This window comes from Pelotomaculum sp. FP, assembly GCF_004369245.1.
In the GTDB taxonomy this organism is placed as follows: Bacteria; Bacillota; Desulfotomaculia; order Desulfotomaculales; family Pelotomaculaceae; genus Pelotomaculum_C; species Pelotomaculum_C schinkii.
Genome location: NZ_QFGB01000031.1, coordinates 1 through 21,278, shown reverse-complemented (window position 1 = coordinate 21,278; position 21,278 = coordinate 1). Strand labels below are relative to the sequence as shown.

The following is a 21,278-nucleotide window of genomic DNA, read 5'->3' as shown; positions in this document are numbered from 1 at the left end:
CGCTATCAGTTTGCAGGGGATTCAACTGCAAAATGTCACCAAAGAATATGCAAACAGCCAGGGTCAAAAAATTTGTGCTTTAAAGGCAGTTAATTTATCCATAAAACCCGGCGAGTTTATAGGCATAGCCGGAAAGAACGGCTCGGGTAAAACCACCCTTGCCCGTCTATTAAACGGTTTGCACCTTCCATCCACCGGCAGGGTTATAGTGAACGGCATGGACACCGGCCGGCGCCGGCAGATCAAGGAGATACGCCGCCAGGTGGCTATGGTTTTTCAAAATCCGGACAACCAGCTGGTAAGTCCGGTGATCGAGGAAGAAGTTGCCTTCGGGCCGGAGAATCTCGACCTGCCTGAGGAGGAGATCGAGCGCCGTGTTGACCAGGTCTTGCAGATTGTAGGACTGAGCGAACTGCGGCATATGTCGCCGCACATGCTGTCCGGGGGACAAAAGCAGCGGGTTGCCATAGCGGCAGCCCTGGCCATGCGGCCTGCTTACCTGGTTTTGGACGAACCGACTTCCATGCTGGACCAGACCGGCAGGCAGGGAATTCTTGACTACTTACGGGAGCTGAACAAGCGGCAGGGGATTACCATCATCCTGATCTCCCACAACATGGAAGACCTGGCCGGGGCGGCCCGGATCATCCTGCTGCAGGAAGGCAGTATTGTTTGTGACGCCCCTCCCTGGGAAGCTTTCAACCGGGAGGAAAAGAACCTTGACTTAAAGCCGCCGAATATCGTTCGCCTGGCTCAAATGCTTAGGAAGAGCGGTTACCTGCTGGATGAGCAAATCACCACTTTGGAGCAGATGGAGAACAGTATATGCCGGTTATTGAAATCAACAACTTAAGCTATGTATACAATAGCGGGACGTCAAATGAGAAGAAGGCTCTTGATAACATCACCCTGTCGGTGGAAAAAGGCGAATTTCTGGGGGTTGTCGGCGCCAACGGTTCCGGCAAGTCAACTTTAATTCAGCATTTTAACGGGCTTTTATCCCCGCAATCCGGAAGCATATCCGTATTGGGCATTGATCCGCGGGACAAGCACAACGGAGCGCAGCTATGGAAATCCGTGGGACTGGTGTTTCAATTCCCCGAACAGCAGATTTTTGAAGCGACAGTATTTGAAGAACTGGCCTATGGGCTAAACAACATGGAGTTGGACAAGGCGGAAATTCCGGTTCGGGTTAATGAAGCCCTGGCAAGTGTGGGGCTTGTCCCTGAACAGGTGCGGGATCTGTCGCCGTTGTGCTTGAGCGGGGGGATGCGGCGTCGCATTGCAGTGGCCAGTATCCTGGCCATGAAGCCCGATATTCTGATCCTGGATGAACCGACGGCAGGCTTGGATCCAGAGGGCTGCGCCCATATTCTTACTACCGTCAAAAGATATCAGCAGGAACAGAAAGTGACCGTCATTATGGTTTCGCATTATATTAACGAACTAATTATCCTGGCAGATCGTGTCGCCCTGCTGGATCAAGGCCGCCTCAAGGCCTGGGGCACGACCAGAAAGGTTCTGGAGCGGGATGAGCTGCCTTATGAGCACCTGTTGCTGCCTGACTATATGAAATTACTGCATAATTTAAAAAAGCGGGGGCTGCCGATAAACACAGGGGTGCTGACTGTAGAAGAAGCGGCCGGTGAAATCGACAGGTTGTTGAAAGCATGAAAATGATGAAAAGAATGAAGTTGGGAAAATACACGCCCGGTACCTCTATCATTCATCAATTGGACCCTCGGACCAAGCTCCTGGGGTGGCTGGCCATGGTTACCGCCATATTGGTTAGTTATAGCTGGCCGGTGCTCCTGCTCAACACAGGGTTGATTTTTGTGGTGATTTACCTGTCGAAAACAAGCCTGTCTTCGGTCTTGCACGGAATTAAATGGCTATGGATTATTTTTATCTGTAGTTTTCTGGCCCAGTGCATCTATACCCAGGGAGTTTCTCTATTCAGCCTGGGGCCGCTGACCGTGACTGTAGAAGGCGTATACCGGGGACTGTCAACATTTTTGCGCCTGCTCATTCTATTTTTGAGTTCCACCATCCTAACCATGACTACTTCACCAATGAAGCTGGCAGGAGGCCTGGAGGCTCTGTTTGCGCCTCTGGTCCGCCTGGGGGCGCCGGTAAATCAGTTTGCCATGCTGATTACGATTTCTCTGAGGTTTATACCCACCCTGCTGGAGGAAGCGGAGACCATCACCAGGTCCCAGAAGTCCCGCGGCGCGCCATTTACATCACCAAAGAAACTGGTGCGTTTGAAAACTTCTCTGGCGGTGCTCATACCTCTAGTGGTGAGTTCGCTGCAGCGGGCCACCGACCTGGCCGCGGCTATGGAAAGCAGGTGCTACACGGGCGGGCCGCACCACAGCCGGACCAGGAAACTGCGCTTTTGCCGCTGTGATCTGGCGGCGCTGCTCATAAGCATAACGGTAAGTATTTTACCGCTAATCTGTATCTATGGCATGGGCCTGCAGGTTCAGTCGCTTCAGAATTTACGTTAGGCCGGCCAGACGCTGGATGCAGCCGCCTGGCGCAAGACTACAGAAAAGGGAAGGAACATTATGAGGCATAGAAATACAGGGCAAAGAACGGGGTTGCTCATGCTGTTGCTCAGCGCCCTTTTGGTCGTGCTGCCTTTAGCCGCCTATGGCGATGGTGGCGACGGCTCGGGCAATACGCAAGGTGTGTTTAAGCCACTAAGTCTGGTGTCAGCCACCCTCGATGATGGAACCAGTGTTATAGACGCGGAGAATGTGTCGTTGAAGCCAAAGATCACCATGCATTTTGACAAGAATGTCGTTTATTTAATCTACTGGGAAAGAAATAAACGTTGTTTTCATCTTTATGATGAAAACGGCAATGAAAAAGCTCTTAATTTGAGTAAAATTGATGATACGGTGGATTTTTCCAAAAGGCAATATATCTGGGTGGAACCGGCAACAGCCCTTTCGCCGGGGACCAACTACAAGTTATATGTTGCTCCGGATTTGCTGGCCAAGAATGGGGGTTCCACGCTGTCCATGAGCACTAACAACCGGGGGGTAACGATCGAGTTTAAAACGGCCGGGGAGAAAAAGGCTAATAATACCGGGTCTGTCGTGTCTACGGGTAGTGCTCCCGCGGCAGCGGCTGCCGGCAGTGAAAGGCCGTCAGCTGATCAGGTCAAGGAGCAAAGCAATGCAACCGTTGAAGATACGGCCGAGTCCGGTGTCACAGTGGCCGCAAATCAAAACAATGAAGTGTCGCCAGGCGGGGCTGCGGCGCCCAGCGAGGCGGATACGGCCAAGGTTGCAGCTTTCGAGGAAGGACTGCGGGTGCAAAATGAGGTGGCTGTAGGCGCCGGGATTTTACTGGTTGGCTGGGTGGCTGTAGAAGTTTTAAGAAGAAAAAGAAAAAAGGGATAGCAAGGGGAGCGGCATGACTATTAACAAACGCGTCGGGATCGGGCTCCTGCTTCTTGTCCTGGTAGTCGGGGGCGCCTTTCTTTTTGAACAGCTCACCAAAGCGCAAGGCAGCCAAAACGGCAAACTTGTACCCGTCGTACAGTATGATAAAATCGCTGTTTATCTGGATGCCGGGGTGATCAGGCAGTTGGGTGAACAGGAACGGGAACTCAAGCAGAGCACGGGAAATTCTAATGAAGTATCACTTGGCTTTGTGCTTGGCTCAGCGGGGATTAGTGATTATAAATCCATCGAGGTGAGCGGGGTAGGCGACAGCGGGGAATTTACATTGAGCTCCAGGGAGATTGGGAGCATTGTCCTCTCTCCAAATAGCAACAGTACCTTTGCGATGATCAATAAGGCGGATGGAAACCGGGTCATGCTTAAAGAGGTCGCCAAATTTTATGTCGCCAATTAATTGAATTTGAAAAGAGGAAACAAACGTGGAAGACATGGAAAAAGAAAAGACGGCTGCTGATTTGAAAAACCCGGTGGACAACTTTATCTTTCACATAGGGCTGGCCGATGTGATCAGACTGACCATGTTCGGGACTTTAATCAGCGTCAGCAGGTTTGTGTTCCAACTCCCCATCGGGATACCGGGCCATACCAGCGTATACTGGATGGGCTTACTGATGTTGGGCAAGGGCTTAATCCCCAAATTCGGCGCCGGAGCCATCATGGGCATTATTTCCGGGATCCTGGCCATTGTTTTCGGTTTGGGTAAAGAAGGCCCCTTACTGGCTTTCAAGTGCATTGTACCGGGGGTGTTGCTGGATATCCTGGCGATTCTATTTTTGAACAAGCTGGAATCCATATGGGTGGGCGTTATCATCGGGGCCTTAATCAGCTGGTCCAAGCTGCTGGCCAGCATTGTTCTGGGCGTCATGCTTGATATCCCAATGGTGTTTCTGGCTATGGGCTTTGGTTATGCGACCTTGCTGCATGTCGTTTTTGGCGCTGCCGGAGGAGTTCTGGCAGCAGTGCTGATTAAGCGGTTAAAACCGCGTCTGGCCGCTTCCTGGCAAACCTGACCTTAACCGCGGCGCCAGGAATTATTATACTATCAAGAAGGGAACGGCGTGTGGAATGAAAATCTATGTAGGGATCGATGACACAGACAATATCGACCAGGGCGCGACCGGGATATCAGCTAAACATATCATCAAGATTATTGAAAATCAGCGCTGGGGAAGTTGTCAGGGCCTTACCCGCCATCAACTGCTCTTGCATCCGGAGATAGCCTATACTTCCCACAACAGCTCCATGTGCTTCACTGCTGATATTGAAGCCGCTTATCTGCAGCCGCTGATCGAAGAAGCCGGCAGATTTTTGGAACGGGATAGCGCGCCTGGTTCCGACCCCGGCCTTTGCGTAGTGGTAGAGGAACAGTTGCAGGATGCAGCGGGTCTGATCGCTTATGGTTATGAAACCAAGAAAAGGATCATGACCAAAGAAGAAGCCTACAGACTGGCAAGAAAGCTGGGTGTACACCTGTCTGAACACGGTGGTACGGGTATCGGCGTGATCGGGGCGCTGGCGGGAGTTGGCTTAAGAATGACCAATAATGACGGGCGCTTCCAGGGCCGGCTGAAACTCAAAGCCCCCGGAGCGATCATAAATGTGGCTGAGATTTTAAACAGCAGTTCTGTGGAAAGGGTACAGAGCCTGGACGGTTATATCCTGCACGATAATGAAGAGGTGCGACTGGGAAACAAATTAAAGACCGTACTGCTGGAAGGGAAACGTATCCTTCTGGTTTATCGCCGGGAAGACGGACTGGAGTGGGAAACCTGTACAACTGTTCACCTGGAGGATTATTGAGGTGATGGACATGGATTTTTGGAGTAAAAATGAAAGAGGCCAGGCGCAGTTCAATGGTGGCAGGCATGACTGGCTGCTGGCCGCCGGAATAGCGGGCAACTGCCCTCATTTTTTACTGGATGACGAGGACGAACTGGTGGCGGAGGAGGAAAGATCCTGCTACAACTGCCGGTTCAGGCGCTGGACCGATCGTTCCTTTATCTGCATGAAACGCCAAACAGTGGTGAATGTACAGAGCGATGAGTCGTCTACCCTGACGAAATGACTGCATTGTGAGGCCTGACCGGGTCGTTGTCCTGCATACGAATTCAGCTGGAACGTCAAATAAGGAATGATGTTATGGAAAGATATTTGTTCTTTTTCTTGATGTCCGGATCGTGCATGTATTTCTTTTATAAAATATACCGGCGTATTCGTTATATCCGCCTGGGCAGACCGGCGCAGCATACCGACCGGCCGCTTGAGCGCTTGAAATATTTTGCCGTTAACGTATTGGGTCAAAAGAAGATCCGCCGTTATCCGCTCTTTGGCTTATGCCACGCCTGCATCATGTACGGTTTTGTGATCCTGTTGCCGGGTATTCCCAACATGGCCGCCGAAAGGCTCTTTAACACCGGCATTCCTTTCGTGGGGAAAAACGCGCTGTATCTCTTTGTAAAAGATCTGTTTATCATATTGGTTATTGCCGGCATAACCGGCTGTCTCTTGCGGCGGATGATCAAAAAACCGGAATGGCTGAAAAATAACACCGAAGCTATTGGGCTTTTATTGCTCATTTTTACTATCGTCTTAACTGAAGCGCTGTATCACGGGACCAACCTGGCGTTGCAGTTAGGCGGCGGTAAGCTTTGGCCCGCTCCCCTGGCCGGAGCGCTCTCCGACTTTTTCGTTAATAAGCCGCCAGAGGTCATCGGGACGGCAGCGTCCATTTTCTGGTGGGCGCACTTCCTGGCCATTTTTTCTTTACTCTGGATTGTCCCCAACTCCAAGCACCTGCACCTGCTCTTTGCTCCTTTCAACACTTACTGGCACTCGCTGGAGCACAGGGGGGCGATTAAGCCAATCGAGCTGGAAGGTGCAACCGACGAGAAGGCCGGGGTCCATAAGATGGAGGACTTTACCTGGAAACAGCTTTTCGAGGCTTACACCTGCACGAAGTGCGGGCGCTGCAACGACCAGTGCCCGGCCCACCAGAGCGGCGAGCCGGTAAAGCCCAAGCCGCTGCAGGGCCGTTTCCGCAAGCACATCGAAGAGAGGGCGCCGCTTCTGCTTAAGCAGAAGTCCAGGCAGGACATCAAGCTGGCTGCTGCCGAACAGGCAATCTTAAAGAAGAATATCATCGGCGATGTCTATAAAAAAGATTTTATCTGGGGCTGCGCCATGTGCGGCAGCTGCGAGGAGGCCTGTCCGGTTTCTGTCGAGCATACTCCCAAGATTATTGCAATGCGGCGTCACCTGGTCTTTGCCAAAAAAGAGTACCCTGGCGAGATGAGGAAGTTTTTTAGCAACATCGAGTCGCACGGCAACCCCTGGGGAGTGGCCCGTCACGATAATAACTGCTGGTCGGCAAGCTCCGGCAACAAAGCGATAGCAGGCAGTAACCTCGCGGAGTATGTTTTTTTCGCAGGCTGCGCCGCTTCATTTGACCCAAAAGCCGGACGTGCAGCCGCAGCCCTGAACAATATGATGAGGAAGGCCGGATTATCTTTTACAACTCTTGGCGCAGACGAGTGGTGCTGTGGTGAAACAGCACGCAGGATGGGCCACGAAGCGCTCTTTCAGCAAATTGCAAAAAACAACATCAGAAAATGGAATCAATTGGGCGTCCGGAAGATTATCACCTCTTGCGCCCACTGCTATAATACTTTAAAAAATGAGTATCCCCAGTTCGGCGGTAATTGGGAAGTGATCCACCATTCCGTCTTACTGGCCGGTTTGTTAAAAGAAGGCAGGTTAAAGCCCACCAAAAACAACAATACGACGATAACCTACCATGATCCATGTTATCTCGGACGTTACAACGATGTCTACCGTGAGCCGCGCGAAATATTGAGGGCATTGCCCGGCGTCCGGCTGCTAGAGATGCAGCGCTCGGAGAACTGGTCGTTTTGCTGCGGGGCAGGCGGCGGCCGGTTCTGGACCAAGGCCGTGTCAGAAAACCTGATTGCTGCCGGCCGGGTACAGCAGGTGGTTGCTACCGGGGCATCCGTGCTGTGCACTGCCTGCCCATATTGCCAGATGCTGATGGAGGAGACGGCTGCCTGCCGGGGGATGCAGGAGCAAATTCAGGTCCTGGATATCGCCGAACTCCTGGAAATGGCCATGTAATCCGGCCGGTATGATTAATTCCATACTTTTAATATTCTCCTTACGGCTGGCGAAGGGAGATCGAAGGAGCCGACATTAAGTTATAATATAGAAAACTTCAGAAAAAATTTGTATTGACTAGGTAGTTTAACTATGATTATACTTTGGATAATGATGGTCATACCACTATACCACTTTGGCCAAAAGTTTTTTAAAGGGGGTGCCATATGCCCCGTTGTTCTTTCAGTCACAACCACATGGTGAGCCAAGGCTGAAAAATAACGGGTTTTTCTAATACGACATCGTATTCCGGTGAGCACAAGGCAGAATTTTTTATTTTGACAAAATATTTTTTTTGCTGGAAAGGAATGTGACATAAAGCAGTGGCTGACTTAACAAGTTTTTTTCGACCCAATTCCGTAGCAGTTGTGGGAGCCTCTAAAACTCCCGGAAAAATCAGCAACGCGATTATGCGTAATATTATTTCCTCCGGTTATCAGGGCGCTATTTATCCCGTCAATCCAAGAGAGAGCGAAATAGAGGGACTTGCCTGCTACCCGTCGGTGGGCGCTATACCAGACTCGGTTGATATGGCAGTTATGGTCGTACCGGCGTCGAAGGTAGTGGCGGCAGCCCGTGAATGCGGTGAAAAAGGAGTCAAAACCCTGACCGTAATCACAGCCGGCTTCAAGGAAATCGGTAAAGAAGGGCTGGAGCTGGAAAAGAAACTGACTGAGATCTGTGAAGAGTTTAACATGCGTATGCTGGGACCCAACTGTGTTGGCGTGATGGATACACATACACCTATTAACGCCTCTTTTACCGCTGCAGCTCCGGTCAAGGGAGAAATCGCCTTTCTTTCCCAGAGCGGCGCTATCCTGCTGGCCATTTTGGACTGGAGCGCTACTGCCGGGCTTGGCTACAGTAAAGTGGTCAGTCTCGGGAACAAGGCCAACCTTTCCGAGATCGATTTTATCGAGGAAGCAGCGAATGATCCTTATACCAAGGTTATTCTGTGTTATTTAGAGGATATTGTGGATGGCGCCCGCTTCCTCAAAGTAGCAGGAGAGGCCGCCAAGAAAAAGCCTATTATCGTCCTGAAGTCCGGGGTCAGCCAGGCCGGAGCCCAGGCAGCTTCCTCTCACACCGGCGCTTTGGCCGGCAGCGATCTGGCCTATGACACCGCGTTTGAGCAGTGCGGGATCATCCGGGCTACTACCATGACCGAGCTTTTCGATCTGGCCATCGCATTTACAAAATCCCCCATTCCCGCTGGAGACAGGGTGGCTATCGTCACCAATTCCGGGGGACCGGGGATTATCGCTACAGACAATGTAGAGGACATGGGGCTCAAAATGGCCCGCTTCGACAAGGGTACCCTTGATGAATTCCGTACCAACCTGCCCAAAGAAGCCAACATCTATAACCCTGTTGATGTTCTGGGAGACGCCAGGACCGACCGTTACCAGTATGCCCTGAACAAGGTGCTGGATGACCCCAATGTCGACAGTGTCCTGGTCCTGATGTGCCCGACCGCCGTTACCGAACCGGTCGAAACTTCAAGGAGCATCGTGGAGGCCAGGGACGCACATCCGGATAAGCCAGTCTTCGCGGCCTACATGGGAGGACCTCTTCTTGCCGAAGGCGCGGGCATTCTGGCTGAAAACGGGATCCCTTGCTTCACCTTCCCTGAACCAGCCATTTTATGCATAAACGGCCTGAATAAATATAAACGGTACCTAGACACGGTGGACAGCAAGCAAGCGCGCGACCAATTGGAAGTCGACCAAAAGACGGTCAAGGCCATTTTTTATGACGTAACCAGGGAACGTCGCCTGAACCTGCTGAGCAGCGAGGCGTCCGCGGTAGCCGAGGCTTACGGTATTCCGGTCGCCCCTATCGTCCTGACTACCACTGCCGATGAGGCGGTGGCCGCTGCCAATGAGATGGGATATCCCGTGGTGCTCAAGGTGGCTTCGCCCAAAATTCTGCACAAATCCGACGTGGGCGGGGTGAAAGTGGGAATAAACTCCCCTGAGGAAGTCCAAAAGGCCTATCTGATGATTATGGAGAGTGTGCACCGCTACCTGCCCAAGGTCGTTGTGCATGGTATTGAGGTGCAAAAAATGATGCCCAAGGGAACAGAGCTGATTATCGGCATGACCAAGGATGTGCAGTTCGGCCCCCTGGTTGCTTTCGGATTGGGCGGGATCCACGTCAACCTCTTAAAGGATGTATCTTTCCGCCTGGCGTCCAGCCTGAACGATGAGAAAGTAGTTGGCGCAATGCTCTCAGAAACCAAAGCCTATACCCTCCTGAAGGGCTACCGTGGAGAGGCCCCGCGGGACATGGCGGCAGTGGTGGATGTAGTTAAGCGGGCAGCCAGGCTGGTCACAGATTTTCCCGAAATCACCGAGATGGACATCAACCCTGTGTTTGCTTATGAGAATGGTGTTTCAGCCCTGGATATTAAAATAACGATTTCTTGAGGTGATAGAATGAAAAGTCTATATATTATGGGCACACCGGGCAGCGGTAAAACGGTGGTTGCGCTGGGCCTGGCGCAGAAGCTGCAGCAGGAAGGCTACAGGGTGGGATATTTTAAACCGGTAGCCAACGGGCGCAACATGACCGGGAAAGTCGACCTGGATTCTGTTCTTATGAAGGAAGTACTACACTTGAATATCTCCCTGGAAAAAATCGCCCCCATTACCGCGAGCCCCTTTTACCTGAGCGCGCAGGCCTCTTTAAAAGATGGCCTGGCGGTCATTATGGATGCTTATGATGAGATAGCAAGCTTTTCAGATATTGTTATTATCGATGGGGCGCTGTCTATTGACATTTTGGCAAGTTACGGGCTGGACAGCGTCAGCCTGGCCAAAAAATTTGGTTCTAAAGCCCTCATGGTGCTTAAAATTGAAAACGATTACAGCCTTGACAACGCCATCTTTATGAATAAGCACCTGGCCCTGGCGGAAGTCCCCATTATGGGCACCATCTTCAGCAATGTACCAAGGCCGCTTTACGCCAAAACAGGAGGCGTATACAGCCCCATCCTGGAACAGGCCGGCTACAAGACCCTGGGGGTAATCCCCACCAGACCGGAAATTGCCTCACCCACGGTTGGCGAATACTTCGATATGCTGGGCGGTGAAATTTTAACCGGACACGAACGGCTTGACCTTCATGTGGAGGATATGGTTATCGGCGGCATGACCATGGCCAGCGCCCTGACCTATCTCAGGAGAGCCGCCAACAAGGCCGTTATCCTGGGCGGCGACCGGGCTGATTTGGCTCTGGCAGCTCTTGAGACCAGTACATCCGTTTTAATCCTTACAGGTGGATTGTACCCCGACGTTAAGGTTATTGCCAGGGCTGAGGAAATGGGGGTCCCCATTATTCTGGTCCACTATGACACATATACCACCGTCGAGAAAATGGGCCAGGTAAGCCGGCATATCCAGCCAACCGACAAGACCAGCATCGGAGTCGCGCTGGAGAATATTGTTACCCACTGTAACTGGGAGCATATTGTAAATAATTTATAGAAATGCTGTTCCGCGGTACTGCCCAATAGCTCACCAGCTAAGATGCCAGGCTGGCCTGTCCGGTCCAAAAGGAATGGTCAGCTCTGGCCCGTAGGCTTGATGCTAGTTTTGCATAGCGGCTGGATAACTATAGGAGGGACCAAGGTTATGCCTGTGGAGTTAAAGCCAATTAAGACCAAGAAAATATACGAGGAAATAATCTACCAGGTAAAAAAGCTGGTCACCGATGGAACCTTAAGGCCAGGGGATAAGCTCATGTCCGAAAGGGAAATGGCTGAACAACTTCAGGTTGGACGTTCGGCCGTAAGGGAGGCCTTTCGGGCCCTGGAGGCGTTGGGAATTATCGAAATAAGGCAGGGCGGCGGGACTTTTATCAGGGAGATCAGCACCCATTCGCTGGCGGAAGCGCTGGCGCTTACCTTGATGACCCAGAAGTACACCTCACGCGAACTGCTGGAGCTGAGGAAGATACTGGAAGTTGAGGCTGCCGGCCTGGCCTCGCTGCGGCATAGTAAAGAGGACCTGGTAAAAATGGAGGCGACCCTCAAGGAGATGTCTGAGGCCCTTCTAACAGGTGATTTGGGACAGCAGGCGGACTGGAATTTTCACTATGTGGTGGCGGAGGCCGCCCACAATTCCTTGCTGTTAAGGTTCATGGACTCAATTGCCGATACCAGGTGCAGGGTCCTGCAGGCAGCCCGGGAAGAGCTTTACCGTACGCCTGGCATGCCACAACAGCTGCTCAAAGATCACCACGCTATTTTTGAGGCAATCAGGGCAGGACGTGACAGGGATGCCAGGCGGGCCATGTACAAACACCTGGTCAGGGTGGAGAAGGCTACTTTAAATTGAAAGCCTTGTGACTTATCGCTGCGGTATTCGAAGGCCTTTAAGCCCTTTTTCCCCAGGGCTTGAGGACCGAAATAAAAACCACTATAATCAGCAGCAGTACCTGAATGCTGCCGAAGTAGTTGTTCATTTCCCGGAAATACAAATACTGAGCATTGTAGAGTGACTGGGCGCGTTCGGCATTCGCAATGGCGGTGGCGCCGTTGGTCCACGGTCCCAGCCAAAATGTGCCGAAAAGGATTTGGGCCACGGTGGCAACCCACTTGAAGATAACCCAATTAAACTTGAAGAATCCCCAGTTGGTAAAAAGGGAAAATAAAAGCCCGGTAATCAGGGAGCCTAAAGCGGCCGGGATGATGATGAAGTCATCGAGGAGTTTGACACAAGCGTTAACGGCATAAAGCTCATCTCCATTTGGAATATAGCCTTTGACCATGGTCAGGACCAGCATGGAGATCCCCGTACCTATCCAGGCGCAACAGAAGAAAAGATGGAATCCTTTCAGCCAGGCTTTACCCTTGACACCAAGTTTTTTCACTATGCCAACGCCTCCTTATGGATCCTTTCCATTATTATATTGCGAATGTAGGCGCCATTTCAATCGCACACGGCGCGCCAGCGCCGAACTTGTGGCAGCCAATGTTGCATTTGTCCGAATGAATTTGCACCTACAATTAAAATTTAAACAAAAAGGAGCTTTAAGCTCCTTTTGTATGTTTACTTATATAGTGTGTAACTCAAGGTTAATGCAGTTTAGGCATAGGGTCGCCTGTCACATACAGCGCGTCAAGCATTTGCTTGAATAATTCTTCTGTGAGAGGCTTCCTCTGATCGAAAAACAACCAGCCTTTGCTTCTGGAATACAGCAGGGTGAAAGAACGCTTGTGGTTGGTAATGTCTACACGGCCTATTGACCCTATGGCAAACCTGCCCACGGGAATGATTTCTATAGGGGTTTGGTCTGTGGTAAGTATGAGCATCGGGGCCTGGTACTCTCCAACAGGTTCTTCAGATTTATTGACCATCAAATCAACAGCACTGAAGCTATCCTTTTGGGGATATGACGAAACCCACTGCTTAACCTGGCTAATCAGGCTATGAAGCGCTGCAATCCATTCCTCAATAATTCTTTGGTTGTTTACCCTAATCGTTTCATCGAGGTCAGACATGACGATCATCCTTTATATGATAATTTCGCGCCGGCCGGCGCCACATTATCATTATAAAAATAAACGCCAAGTTTGTCTATGCAGGGTTAATTGAAAAAGCTCTTGTTGATGAGGACAAACGCAGTCCACTTATCTTACCGCCAGAAGCAGCAGAATAAATATTAAAAAAAGGACAAAAGCGTCATTGCCTGGTAATCCAGTCAAGGCTCCCTCGGTTTTTAACCTTTGGCCCATAGCTTTAACCACCTTTTTATTTGCTAATATATGCTTTAATTAGTCATTTTGTGCAATATCAATAGTTCCACTCGATTTTTGCGAGCCTCAGGTATGGTTAGACATATATTTTTGAAAGGAAGGAACAATAGGTCTGGTGGGCCGGTAAGTCGCGCGCTGCTAAGCGCTTCATTGAAATAGTCTTGCCGGCCGGCCGACTAATAAAGGAAACGGGGTAGCTGCGCAATGGACAAAGAAGAGATAGACAGGTGGATGGAGTTAATCACACTGGTTAATGATCTCCCCATAGAAAAGCAAAAACCTTTTGCCGACCGCATTGAAGGTATGATCAGGGGTGAAGTCTAAACCGCTGACAACCTGGATAATGGAAAATACCGGTTAATCTTACGAGGCGATCACATCGCCTTGTTTTCGTTATAAGCATATATCTTGTCTCTAAGACCCCTGTTATATCATATTGAAAGGCAGTGTGGCGGGCTCCCATTTTTTCTTCAAGAAAGCTCCCTTGTGCTTTTCCATTAATTCATGAAAATCCTTGTCATTATCCCAGTTTGGTTTAGCAAACAAAGCTGCAAAAGCCTGCCGGGAACTCTCCGGGTATCTTTCAACCATTTTACGGAACGGCAATGTGGAGATGCTGTCACTCTCAAGGTAGCCCGTAATCACTTCCCTGTGCTCTTCATCCTCCAATAGACGCGGATTTTTAAAAGGCGCCATAAACGACTCAAAGCCGGGATAAAAGTTCAGGCCTTCCCTCTCGTCAAAAATTAAGCCAACGTTGTCATTACGAGTAAGGGCTTCAGGAAATTCCATCTTCGGCGCCGCAGCCGGATACTCGCTCTTTTTCTCCTCCGGCATGTTGTGCAGGGTTTTCTCAATATGATAGTGGTTGAAATTGTCAAATGCTTCGTCCAATTTGTGGCCGGGAAGTGTGATTAAATCGTCACCGAAATAAGAGATGAAACTATCTCTGTATTTCCTTTGTATTTCCCAGGCCTGATCATATTTCGCGGATGAATTGGACTGCGCTATTTTCGCAGCCAGGTCCTGCAGGGCCTTTTTATCGCCGGGAGGCAAAAGGTACATATTTCCGCTGAATAAATATATATCATCTAATGGAATAAGCCTCGACATAACCAGGCCGCCGGGTTTTAAACGCTCCAGTGTCTCCGGACCCGTTATGGAGGCCGCGGTATATTCCTGCTGATCAACCAGGTTAAATAGCCTTACCGAATCAGCTTCCAGAGCTTTCACTTCAAAGATGCCTTCAAATGAGTCTTTCCAGCGCTCAAGGATTTGAATTTCCAGCCCGGATAATGCCCGGTGTTTTTTTATAAAGCGGTCGATCAGTGTATCGCCTTTTTGGAAGCGGAAGCAATGGATCAGCCAGTCGATGCCGTTTGCCATGATGTCTTCACGGAGCGCATGGTTTTTTGCGTATCTGGTCAGGATAATCGGTTTATACTTTTGCTCTCTTTTTTTATAATAATTTACTAGATCGCTTTTTAATTGTTGCGCGGTTGCAATGTGTTCCAAGGTTTCTTTTGCAAGTACCAATGACTATCGCCACCTCTCTAACTTGGGTTGCAAGTTCAGCTTTTATATATTTCTATTGGATATGTTAAGTTCCTTTTTCCTATATAAATATTCACATCTTAAACCTTACCGAGAAAGTGGTCCCGGTAGGCCCGGTCTCTACTTGGATGGTAGCATTGTGTCTGGCGGCAATACTGTAACACATTGCCAACCCCAGGCCGGTTCCATTGTCTTTAGTAGTGAAGAAGGGGGTTCCCAATTTTTCGAGGACGGCGGGTTCAATACCTTTTCCCGGGTCCCGCACTGCCAGGACTATGACGTTTTCGTCTTGGAATGTTTTTATTTTCATTTTCTGACCGGGGGACATGGCCTCGAAACCATTGCGTACCAGGTTGAGGATTAGCTGGCGGATCTCTTTGTCGTCCAGGGCTATTTCCGGTATAGCATTTAGTTCAAATTCAATGTGTTTATCAGCAACCATGCCGTCAGCCATAATTAATGGAGATAAAGCCTGTACGATATTGTTAAGGTTTTGGGCCTTTTGCACAACCGCTTTGTTTTTTGCGAGGGAAAGAAACTCTGTAATAATTGTATTGGCCCGGTCCAGTTCTTCTATCATAAGGTTCAGATGTTCCTTATATGGGGCAAACTCTTTTCTTGTGCAAAATATTTGTAAAAAACCACGTACACTTGTCATCGGGTTTCTTATTTCATGGCCGATACCCGCCGCCATTTCTCCTACCAGGTCCAGCCTGTCGAGACGTGCCATTTCCTTTTCAAACTGCATTTTTTCTGTGATGTCCCTGATCACAGCAAGAAAACACCTTTCACCACCGAGATATATTTCGTCTCCTGAAAAGAGGCCGGCTCTCTTCTCACCGGTTTTCGTGTGAAATACGAATTCCATATTATGTATTGGCCACTGGTCACTGGATTTAATAATATTTTCATATAGCGCTATGTTTTCATTTATGTACCTTTCGTAAATGGTATGGTTCAACAGCTCTTCACGCTTAAAACCCATTGTCCTCAACCAGCTTTCATTTGCGTCAATGAAACATTTTCTGGACAAGGATATGATTGCCTGAAGAACAGGGCTGGCATTAAAGGCTTTGTTAAAACGTTCTTCCGATGTGCGCAGGGCTTCCTCCACTTGCTTTTGTTGAGTAATGTCAAACATAATGCCCTGCACATAGAGGGGGCAGCCATCAGAGTCCCGGGTTATATTGGCTTCATCTTTCATCCATAAAACACTGCCGTCATGGGCAACCATTCGATATTCTGATTGAAAAGGCTTATTGTTTACATGGAAAAGGGACAGCTCAGCCAAGACCCGCTCCCGGTCATCCGGGTGCAGTTGTTTATGCCAGGTATCCGGTTCGGCCTCAAAATCTGCCTGAGTAAAACCAAGTATTCTTTCTATTTGAGGGCTTACGTATATAGTGGTGCTGGTTTTATCAAGCCGGGTGATATATGTAATCGCGGGAATTCGCTCTACCAGGGTCCGGTATTTTGTTTCTGACTCCTGTAATGCTTGTTCCGCCAGCTTACGCTTGGTTATATCATGCCCTACGGATTGGAACTCAACCAGATGGCCCTGTTCGTTAAATATCCCCCGGTTGGTCCAGTGCTGCCAGCGATTTTCACCCCAGGACATTAAAACATTCAGTTCAATAGTTGCAACAGGGTTTTTGGTATTAATGGTTGAAAAATGTTCTTCAAGTTGTTTCATGGCATTTACACCAATAGATGTCCTAAGATTGCTTCCTAGCAGTTCCTCTCGTTTTATGCCGAAGTAGCGACAGTAAGCTTCGTTAACAAAGGTTATAGTTCCCCCCGGCAGGTGACGGCAGATAAACTCGGTTTGGTCTTCAACTATGGCGCGATAGCGGGCTTCACTCATTTCCAGGTCTTCTTTTATTTGTTTGCTTTCGGTAATGTCAACCATTAATTCCAGCGCCAGCCTGGAGCCGTCCATATCATTGTAGGGATAGTCATAAACCTGGTACACCCTGCCGTCTAAACTGGTCCACTCCCATTCCACGGTGGTTTTAGTTTTAAGCACACTTAGTGTCGGGCAGTGTGAACAAGGTTTATTTTGTTTTCGATAGACTTCATAACAAGGTTTTCCTATGGAGTCGCCAAAACGCTCGCGGAAGTAAAGGTTGGCAAAAGATATCGAATAGTCTTTTGTGATCAGACAAACAAAGGCGGGCAGCCTGTCCAGTACGTAATAAAGCCTTTGCCTCTCGGCCTTCAGCGCTGACTCCGCCTGTTTATGCTTGGTAATATCCCGTATTGATTCGACAGCTCCTACGAGACTGCCATGTTTATCAAATAGCGGCGCCGCAACGCCCCACATGATGGATTCAATGCCGCTAAAGGGAAAACGGGAGTATTTTTCGGCAAATATTTTATTGTCCTGTCTATCGATATACATATATTTTTTTTCAATTTCCCGGTCATTCGAAAAAATGAGATCAATCAGGATTGGTTGCGGGTTTCCGTAAAAAGGTACAGCGTAAGCGTATTCACCTTTTCCCATAACAGCTTCTTTTGGCACGCCTGTCATTTCCGCAATGGCACGGTTCCAGGCGATTACCTTCTTGTCACGGTCTACAACAAAGGTGGGGTCAGGAAGAAAATCAATTATATCCATAAGTTGTTGCTGTGCTGAGCGCAAGGCTTCTTCCGCCTGCCTTCTTTCAGCTACTTCCACCTGTAGTTGTTGATTGGCCTCTCTCAAATCAGCGGTGCGTTCTTTAACCAGTTCCTCGAGGTAGTCACGATGCTTCCTTAACTCATCTTCTATATGTTTCAGGTTGGTGATATCGCGAATGGATTCTATTGCTCCAACCAGGTTGCCGTGGCTGTCATAAAGCGGAGAGGCTTTTAGCCACAGGTGGGCGCCTTTACCTTCAAAAACAGTCTGTAAAAACAGCTGTGCGAACAGTGTGTCTTCTTTTCTTTCGACAGAATAAAAAGGTCCTTCGGTTACCTGCTGGTCTGAATCAATAAAATCAATTAGTAAAGGAATTGGTTTTCCGTGAAAGGCCGCTCCATAGGCATAATCGCCCCTGCCTATAATATCTTCCTTGGGCATGCCGGTCATCTCTTCTATAGCTTTGTTCCAGGCGATAACTTTTTTATCCTGATCGATGACAAATGTCGCGTCGGGGAGAAATTCGATTATATCAAGAAGCCGCTGGTGGGCGGCGCGCAGCTTGTCCTCCGCAGGCTTGCGATCTGAAACAGCAGTCATAAAGGAATTAAAATACTTTATTTTTTCCTGGCAATCATATAACAATGACTCTGTTTGCTTGAGCTTGGTTCCCGTTTCTATAATATGCCGGCGCATTTCGACCAGTTCGTTGATAAGTTGTGCTTTTGGCTTGTTTTCATCTCTCATTCTTTAACCTCCATTCCGCCATTGGAGTAAATACCCAAAGTCAAGCAAGCTTCATTGTTTGACAATCACACCCCAATTACCTTCGGGAATTATGTCGAACCTTATTAGTTGAAAATTATTTTAAATGGATTAAAGATATTTAAGTATTAATTTGTATTATTGTTTTTTTAAAATGAACTCTAATGGATATTGTTTGTTTAACTTTATATAGCAAATTAATTGGTAATAGTACTATACTTTATAGTACTATATACTATATTGAAATTATTTATGGATACTATTTATTTTTTGTTCGGACTACTATATAATGTAATAAATTCAGTAATTATTAAACACAATAATAGTTCATTGTGGATAGATGTTATCCCGTCCAAATATTGTGAATTGAAAACTTCCCGAGCCAGTCCTATAAATAAAAATATTTTATAGAATGGATGCGGAAGTGTTCTTCACTAATACTCGTCCAAGTTGAAGACTTCAGAAGTGAAACCCCATAGTATGGTATCAATTGGGTTTAGACCATGTGACTTAAGGCTGTAACCTTTGTTTTTCTCACATGATTAACGTTGGGGGGTAAGCATATGTTGATGGCTAGAGATTTACTTCAGGCTGACGACGTTGATGTGGATTCACTTTACGACGAGTTTTTGCAAATAATAATTCACGGCGGTGGTTACAAGGGGATTGCCGATTTACTGGCACAGAAGCTTGAGGTAAGTGTCCTTATTGAGGATGAATTCTTCTTTGTGCAAGCGCGTTCTTTTTTTAATACCTCCACCTTTTCCAAAAAACAGAAGAAAAACGGAATTAAATATTGGAAGCCCCAGTATTTGGACCCAAGGATAATTGAATATGTACGCATGCTGCAAAATACTCTCCGGCCTGTGGTGATTCCAGAGTTGCCGGAGTACGGGATAACTTCAGCCAGACTGGTGTTTCCTGTGGTAATTAAAAATAAAATCAAGAAATACTTAAACATTTTTAAAAAAGATTTAAACTGGGAACAGATGAGAATTGCCAGAGCAGCGCTGCACAGCCTGGCGGTTATGGAAACCTGCCGCTATGCGCAAGTGGAACTGGAAGATAGAATTATGAAAAGTTTGGTCCTTGGCCTTATATCGGATAAAGATGAAGCAAGTAAAATTCATGGAGAAAAACAGGTCCTTGGTTTTGATCTGTCCCGGGAAGCTGTTTTTGCGGTTGTGCAAATTAAGGAGGCGCCGGGGAAATGGCAAATAGAAGAGGTCTTACGCAGCATAATCAGCGACCTTTATATAAATGCCAGCGCCATCGCCATTAATGATGAGCAGGCGGTGCTGCTGGTCCAACCATCGGAAGGCTACACGTTGGAATCAACGGTAGTGAATGAATCCCTTCAGGTGATATTTGAGGGCCTGAAGATGATTTTTTCCGGCTGTAAGGTTAAGATAGGTGTTGGACGCCAGTGCTTTAAGCCACGGGATTATAAGGTCGCTTATAACGAAGCCTGCCAGGCTCTCTCTTTTACGGGGCCCAAACAAGGGAGCGAAGAAGGCGTAATTTACTATCATTCTTTGAGGTTGATGGGAGTCCTGCTGCATCCGGTAAATGAGCAAACCTTGCCGGTATTTGTGCGTCTTATTTTGGGAAAACTGCACGATTATAGTATCGCCCATAATATCAACCTGATTGAGAGCCTGGAGTGTTATCTAAAGCACAATTGCTGTATCCAAAGTGCGGCGAGGGAGTTATTCATTCATCCCAACACTTTGAGGTACCGCCTGGAAAAGGCTGAAAAAGTATCCGGTCTTGACTTGGCGGACAATGATACAAAGCTGGAGCTTCAGCTGGCTATTAAGCTCTACAGGTATCAGGGAGATCTTCTCTGGAAGGTCTAACTTACAAATAATTAAAAGGTCCGGTTGTCCGAAAATCTGGCAGCCGGGCCTTTTTGTATGAAGTTAACAAAAACAAAGTATCTTTATGTGTAAGGTTTGTCAGAAGAGCTAATAGATTATATGAATTGTTTGCATTACAATTTATATATATAATGAAATGTCATGGTTTAACGCATTTCATAATAAGGTAAAAAAATCACAATAAAATGTCTTAAATAGGTAGTTAATAATATTATAGGGCGTATGGACAATGGAGCAATTATTATCGAATATAGAGGTTATTCTTCTCCATATTGTAAATGAAAAACCATCCTACGCCTATGAAATTGATAAGGCTATTGAATTGCGGGAAATGAAGAGATGGGTCAGGATCGGTGTGGCCTCTATCTATAGGGTGTTAATAAAGTTAGAAGAAAAAGGCTTGGTTTGCTCAAAAAATGAAAAAGAGGGTAAAATGCCTGAAAGGAAAAGGTATTATATTACAGATTCCGGCCGGGCGGCTTTGGTTGAAGTTTCGAAAAGACTGCTTTCTAATCTCGAATGGTATTACCTGGATCTTAATGTTGGGCTTGAAGCCTGCAATTTGCTGTCTCCAGGCGAAATAAACAGCTGTTTAAAAAAAAGGCTTGCGAAAGTTAGAGCAAACATACAAGGAATGAAAGAAATCTATACATCTGAGGAAGATCTCAAAAATAAGAAAAGAATCATTATTAAAAATCTAATTTATTTACGCGGAGCAGAAGAAAAAATTTTACAGGATGTTATACGAAAAATAGGTATCGATGAGTAAGCATTTGAACCATTTAAATAAATCAATATCGTTCAGTCTAAAAAGGTGTAAGCGTGGAAGAAAATTCCTTGTTTACGCCCTGTCTTGTTATGCTGGGCTCCTGGAATTGGAATAGGTGTTTGAAAATGATTGTGATAGGAATCACTTTTTTCGAGCTATGTCAAAGGAGGAATAATATGAGGATTGCGGTTCTGATGAAACAAACTTTTGACACTGCGGCAATAATCAGTTTGGATGCCAGTGGGCAAATTGAGCGCCAGGGTGTCAACCTGATTATCAATCC

General features: G+C 47.8%; 18 protein-coding genes. 14 read left to right on the top strand and 4 right to left on the bottom strand.

All coding sequences use genetic code 11. The features are described 5' to 3' along the window. Positions 1–10 precede the first annotated feature (10 nt). From Psfp_RS12820 to Psfp_RS12765, 12 genes are all read left to right on the top strand, one after another. Positions 11–853 carry an energy-coupling factor transporter ATPase gene (locus tag Psfp_RS12820; protein ID WP_243120628.1) on the top strand — a complete coding sequence of 281 codons (843 nt, stop codon included), beginning with the start codon at positions 11–13 and terminating at the stop codon, positions 851–853. Beyond that, a complete protein-coding gene (locus Psfp_RS12815) occupies positions 826–1,674 on the top strand; it encodes an energy-coupling factor transporter ATPase (protein WP_134218935.1) in 849 nt (282 codons plus the stop codon). The genes Psfp_RS12820 and Psfp_RS12815 overlap by 28 nt, the downstream gene beginning before the upstream one ends. Next, a complete protein-coding gene (locus tag Psfp_RS12810; protein WP_243120627.1) occupies positions 1,671–2,510 on the top strand; it encodes an energy-coupling factor transporter transmembrane component T in 840 nt (279 codons plus the stop codon). Before Psfp_RS12815 ends, Psfp_RS12810 begins: the two co-directional genes overlap by 4 nt. A gap of 60 nt (positions 2,511–2,570) precedes the next feature. Then, positions 2,571–3,413, top strand: a complete 843-nt coding sequence (locus Psfp_RS12805; RefSeq protein WP_134218934.1) for a hypothetical protein — start codon at positions 2,571–2,573, stop codon at positions 3,411–3,413. A gap of 13 nt (positions 3,414–3,426) precedes the next feature. After that, positions 3,427–3,870, top strand: a complete 444-nt coding sequence (locus tag Psfp_RS12800) for a hypothetical protein (RefSeq protein ID WP_134218933.1) — start codon at positions 3,427–3,429, stop codon at positions 3,868–3,870. A gap of 34 nt (positions 3,871–3,904) precedes the next feature. Beyond that, on the top strand, positions 3,905–4,486 hold the full coding sequence (locus tag Psfp_RS12795; protein ID WP_134218948.1) for a hypothetical protein: 582 nt from the start codon (positions 3,905–3,907) through the stop codon (positions 4,484–4,486). 55 nt (positions 4,487–4,541) lie between these two features. Continuing rightward, positions 4,542–5,276: a hypothetical protein gene (locus tag Psfp_RS12790; protein ID WP_134218932.1), complete on the top strand. Its 735-nt coding sequence runs from the start codon at positions 4,542–4,544 to the stop codon at positions 5,274–5,276. A 1-nt stretch (position 5,277) separates the two neighbouring features. Continuing rightward, positions 5,278–5,541 (top strand): hypothetical protein, encoded by a 264-nt coding sequence (locus tag Psfp_RS12785; protein WP_243120626.1) that lies wholly within the window; start codon positions 5,278–5,280, stop codon positions 5,539–5,541. 74 nt (positions 5,542–5,615) lie between these two features. Beyond that, entirely contained in the window at positions 5,616–7,604 is a 1,989-nt protein-coding gene (locus tag Psfp_RS12780) for a (Fe-S)-binding protein (RefSeq protein WP_134218931.1), read from the top strand. A 362-nt stretch (positions 7,605–7,966) separates the two neighbouring features. Beyond that, a complete protein-coding gene (acs, locus tag Psfp_RS12775) occupies positions 7,967–10,072 on the top strand; it encodes an acetate--CoA ligase alpha subunit (protein ID WP_134218930.1) in 2,106 nt (701 codons plus the stop codon). A gap of 9 nt (positions 10,073–10,081) precedes the next feature. Then, the gene (locus Psfp_RS12770; RefSeq protein ID WP_134218929.1) at positions 10,082–11,131 is read left to right on the top strand and encodes a phosphotransacetylase family protein; all 1,050 of its coding nucleotides are present in this window, start codon (positions 10,082–10,084) and stop codon (positions 11,129–11,131) included. A gap of 147 nt (positions 11,132–11,278) precedes the next feature. Further along, positions 11,279–11,983, top strand: coding sequence for a FadR/GntR family transcriptional regulator (locus Psfp_RS12765; protein WP_190258600.1), 705 nt, complete (start codon positions 11,279–11,281; stop codon positions 11,981–11,983). 37 nt (positions 11,984–12,020) lie between these two features. Here Psfp_RS12765 and Psfp_RS12760 read toward each other — a convergent pair whose 3' ends face one another. From Psfp_RS12760 to Psfp_RS12745, 4 genes are all read right to left on the bottom strand, one after another. Continuing rightward, positions 12,021–12,518: a hypothetical protein gene (locus tag Psfp_RS12760; RefSeq protein WP_134218928.1), complete on the bottom strand. Its 498-nt coding sequence runs from the start codon at positions 12,516–12,518 to the stop codon at positions 12,021–12,023. Between the two features lie 205 nt (positions 12,519–12,723). Continuing rightward, complete coding sequence (locus tag Psfp_RS12755; RefSeq protein WP_134218927.1) at positions 12,724–13,149, bottom strand: hypothetical protein; 426 nt, start codon at positions 13,147–13,149, stop codon at positions 12,724–12,726. 681 nt (positions 13,150–13,830) lie between these two features. Continuing rightward, positions 13,831–14,940, bottom strand: a complete 1,110-nt coding sequence (locus tag Psfp_RS12750; RefSeq protein ID WP_134218926.1) for a hypothetical protein — start codon at positions 14,938–14,940, stop codon at positions 13,831–13,833. 91 nt (positions 14,941–15,031) lie between these two features. Continuing rightward, entirely contained in the window at positions 15,032–18,328 is a 3,297-nt protein-coding gene (locus Psfp_RS12745; protein WP_134218925.1) for a PAS domain S-box protein, read from the bottom strand. A gap of 581 nt (positions 18,329–18,909) precedes the next feature. Here Psfp_RS12745 and Psfp_RS12740 point away from each other — a divergent pair. Together Psfp_RS12740 and Psfp_RS12735 are read left to right on the top strand one after the other, a co-directional pair. Continuing rightward, positions 18,910–20,205 carry a helix-turn-helix domain-containing protein gene (locus Psfp_RS12740; protein WP_134218924.1) on the top strand — a complete coding sequence of 432 codons (1,296 nt, stop codon included), beginning with the start codon at positions 18,910–18,912 and terminating at the stop codon, positions 20,203–20,205. Between the two features lie 250 nt (positions 20,206–20,455). After that, positions 20,456–20,995, top strand: coding sequence for a PadR family transcriptional regulator (locus Psfp_RS12735; RefSeq protein ID WP_134218923.1), 540 nt, complete (start codon positions 20,456–20,458; stop codon positions 20,993–20,995). Positions 20,996–21,278: the final 283 nt, after the last annotated feature.